Origin of the sequence: Candidatus Magnetominusculus dajiuhuensis (assembly GCF_046044395.1) — a bacterium.
Classification (GTDB): Bacteria; Nitrospirota; Thermodesulfovibrionia; order Thermodesulfovibrionales; family Magnetobacteriaceae; genus Magnetominusculus; species Magnetominusculus dajiuhuensis.
This window is the reverse complement of sequence record NZ_JBJUSG010000206.1, coordinates 1-3,635: the sequence shown is the minus strand read 5'-3', so window position 1 is coordinate 3,635 and position 3,635 is coordinate 1. Positions and strand designations below refer to the sequence as shown.

General features: G+C 48.6%; 5 protein-coding genes. 3 read left to right on the top strand and 2 right to left on the bottom strand.

Going from position 1 to position 3,635, the window contains the following annotated elements:
• Positions 1-102 precede the first annotated feature (102 nt).
• Positions 103-699: a GDSL-type esterase/lipase family protein gene (locus AB7D94_RS16815; protein WP_420267223.1), complete on the top strand. Its 597-nt coding sequence runs from the start codon at positions 103-105 to the stop codon at positions 697-699.
• Positions 700-706: 7 nt separating this feature from the next.
• Positions 707-1,447 (top strand): Bax inhibitor-1/YccA family protein, encoded by a 741-nt coding sequence (locus tag AB7D94_RS16810; protein ID WP_420267224.1) that lies wholly within the window; start codon positions 707-709, stop codon positions 1,445-1,447.
• Positions 1,448-1,684: 237 nt separating this feature from the next.
• Here the strand turns inward: AB7D94_RS16810 and AB7D94_RS16805 are convergent, their stop codons facing one another.
• Together AB7D94_RS16805 and AB7D94_RS16800 are read right to left on the bottom strand one after the other, a co-directional pair.
• Complete coding sequence (locus tag AB7D94_RS16805) at positions 1,685-2,860, bottom strand: response regulator (protein WP_420267222.1); 1,176 nt, start codon at positions 2,858-2,860, stop codon at positions 1,685-1,687.
• A 157-nt stretch (positions 2,861-3,017) separates the two neighbouring features.
• On the bottom strand, positions 3,018-3,341 hold the full coding sequence (locus tag AB7D94_RS16800; protein WP_420267221.1) for a hypothetical protein: 324 nt from the start codon (positions 3,339-3,341) through the stop codon (positions 3,018-3,020).
• 111 nt (positions 3,342-3,452) lie between these two features.
• Between AB7D94_RS16800 and AB7D94_RS16795 the strand changes: the two genes are divergently transcribed.
• On the top strand, positions 3,453-3,635 hold a 183-nt coding region (locus AB7D94_RS16795; protein WP_420267220.1), incomplete at its 3' end, for a hypothetical protein.

Here is a 3,635-nt window from a genome sequence, read left to right as displayed (position 1 = left end):
ATTATACTATACATACTACCAGTATCGTTCTTGCCTTCACCGAGAATCGCTGGGGTTTTCAATTTGACATTGCTGGCATAAAAAATATACTATAGGTAAGCGATGTCTAAACTTTTGATAGTGGCTTTTGGCGACAGTCTTACCGTTGGGTTTCAGTCTCCTACGCGGGAAAATCCGTGGTACCGTGAGACACCCTATGCTGATTTCCTCATGGAGAAAATGGGCGGCAAGGCCGATTTTGTCATCAAGGGGATTAGCGGCGAACTGACCGAGGACATGTTACGGCGTTATGACAAAGATGTACTGTCTCTTAACCCTGACTATGTTATTATTCTTGGCGGCACTAACGATTTGGGCTGGTCGGTGGAGTTACGCGCCATAATGTCTAACCTGTACTATATGTATAAAACCGCCCTTGACGCGGGGATTATTCCTGTGGCCGTTAGCGTGCCTTCCCTGAGGGGATATGACCCTCTGATAGCGCCGCGGGTTGAACTCAACAATATGATCAAAGAAACCGCGAAGGGCCTTAACATCCCGTTTGCGGATTACTTCACCGCCTCGTGCGAAACTCCGGTTCAACGCCTTGCCATTGAATACTCTAACGACGGACTTCATCTTTCCACGAAGGGCTATGAACTGTTGGCGGATGTAATATACAAGGACGTTTTCTCAAAAATAATCTTCAAGGAGGTATAAGACAATGATGAGAACATCAAATCCGGCATTAAGGGCGAAGGCCCTGAGAAGGCCGATGGCAGGTTATGGAGCAGAAGGGGCAATGACAGTAAGCGGGGCGGTCAATAAGACTGCGTTTCTGCTGATTCTCCTCCTGTTCAGCGCATCATGGGTATGGCGGACATATTTCGACGAGGGACTGGCAGCCGTTACCCCGTTTATGACTATCGGCCTCGTTGGCGGGTTAATCACCGCGCTCGTCACGATATTTGTAAACAAATGGTCGCCGTTGACAGCACCGGTATACGCGGTGTTTGAGGGACTTTTCTTAGGGGGCATCACGGCGGTTTTCGAAAAGAAATATCCGGGACTTGCCTTTCAGGCCGTAGCCCTTACGTTTGGCACGCTGTTCATGCTGTTAGCGGCATATAAGGCTGGCATAGTGCGGGCAACTCAGAAATTCAAGGCCGGTGTGGTGGCAGCCACAGGTGGCATATTTGTCGTCTATCTCGCGTCCTTCGTATTGGGACTATTCGGCGTACAAATCCCGCACATCTATGGAAGCGGCGTAATAGGGATTGGATTCAGTGTGGTGGTAGTGGTAATAGCGGCCATGAATCTGGTGCTGGATTTTGATTTTATTGAGGGCGCGGCAAGGGAAAACGCCCCGAAATATTTTGAATGGTACGGCGGGTTTGCCATAATGGTCACGCTTGTTTGGCTCTACATTGAGATATTGAATCTGCTTGCGAAACTAAGGGACAGGTAAAATCTTCACGGGCTGCCCGCGAAAAAAAGTGTTGCGCGCAGCCCGATAAGTTATTTTTGGTCGGCCTTATACACTCCACCCGCTTTAATCAGCGTGCCGTTTGGGATTTCAGTCAACTTGGTACTGAGCGCTGGCAATTCCGCAGAGGAACCTGACGATTACAATAATCGCCGCCGACAACACACTTGTTGATTTTCTCATCAATACCCCCTTTCGTATACACTTTACTGACACCTTTCAAACTATGTTGTGGTATTTGCCGCCGACGTCTTTGAAAGTTATCGTAACTGTAGTTCCGTTAGCGGAGTTTATCTGCGTTGTGCCTTTTAATTTACTTTGTACGAGGTCTTTTACGACTTGAAGGCCGTGGTATGTGCCCCCCTTGTCAGAGGTGCCTTCGGCGAAGCCAGTGCCGTTGTCACTGGCGATTAGTACGAGTTCACCATTTTCAGTCTGGTTAAAGGTTACGGTGATTATACCCTGTATGTCTTTTGCGAAGGCATGTCGTATAGAGTTTGAGACTAATTCGTTCAGAATAAGGCCGCACGTAATCATGATGTTGATGCCAAGCGAGTCCATGTTTGAGACTATTGCCAGAGAGGGTATGGGCCTGGCCCCGTAGGCCGACACGAGTTCACTGAACAGGACATTTATAAAATCTTCGATATTTACCGACGAGAAGTCAATGCTCTCGCAGAGCTTGTCATGTATGACTGATAAAACCCTGACTCTGGAGTAACTGCTCCTGAAAACGGCGGCAAACTCAGGGTTGGTTATATTTGAGAGGCCAAGGTTGAGCATACTTGAGATAATTTGGAGGTTGTTTCTAACCCGGTGGTGAACCTCTTTAATGAGTATCTCCTTTTCCTTCAGAGAGACAGTGAGTTGTTTATTTGTGTTGTCAAGTTCCTGAGTCCTGCTTCTGACCATATCCTCCAGTTTATCGTTGTATGCGGCGAGAAGCTGGTTCAGTGTGGTTAGTTCATTTTGAGATTGTTTGAGGTGGCTATTTTTTTCATCCAATGACTTCTGTAAACGATATATCCTAAGATGGCTCTCCACACGGGAGATGACCTCTTCCTTTTGAAACGGCTTTGTAATATAATCCACCCCACCGTGTGTAAAGGCGTTAACTTTATCCGATACATCAGTGAGGGCGCTGATAAAAATTACCGGAACGGCGGCGGTAAGAGGGTTTGACTTCAGGGCATGGCAAGTCTGCAGCCCATCCATACCCGGCATCATCATGTCAAGGAGAATAATATCCGGAACACTATCTTTGCAGGCGTCCAGCGCCTCCTGCCCACCGTAGGCCTTCATCACATCAAACCCGTTGCGGGTCAGGATAGTGTCCAACAGCTTAACGTTCAGCGATTGATCATCAACTACCAGTACGCATCCCTTAGAACTCACTCGCTATCTTCGCTCCCGTCCAGCCTTCGCTCCGGTCAAACCTTTGCCCCCGTTAAACTTTCGACTCCCCACGCAACCCACGGGCTCCCGCTGTTGCGGGAACCCGTATTCATCAACAATATCTGCTTACCCATAAGAAAAGCCTAAGAAACTGACACTACCGGTAGTGACGGTAGTGACCGTGAGGGCGGCCAACAGACACCCAATACGCAGGTGGTGGCGGCCAGTAAAAGGCATCCCAGTACGGCGGTGGCGGAGCGTAGTAACCCACCGGCGGTGGCGCAACGTAAGCCACGGGCGCTATTACGACCGCAGGCCTACCCCAAAAACCAGGTGCGGGCGGCGGTGGAGCTAACAACGGCACTGGCGGCGCAACTACGGCTACAGGAAGCGCACCACCAAAGGGCGGTGGAAAGGCCTCGGCAGCCAGCGGTACTACCACCAGACACACAATGGCCAACAGCAACAGCTTAGTTTTCATTACACACCTCCTTGTCCTATTATCTCGCAAACCACATATCTAGACTAAAACTAATCTTTATTCATTGTCAAGAAGGATTTTTTATTTTGCTATTACAGAATGAATTTTTCAGTGGTTGCAGGCAGTCACCATGCCGTCAGGGCAATCGCATTTGAAAAAAAAGTAGAAGATACCTATGCAATCATTCATGGTTGTTTCTTTCCGTCATTCCGGCTTGTCCGGAATCTTCCCTTTAGTGGGAGTTTCATGATGATTGTGCATATTCTGAGGCATAAGGACAATAGGGGTAGGGAA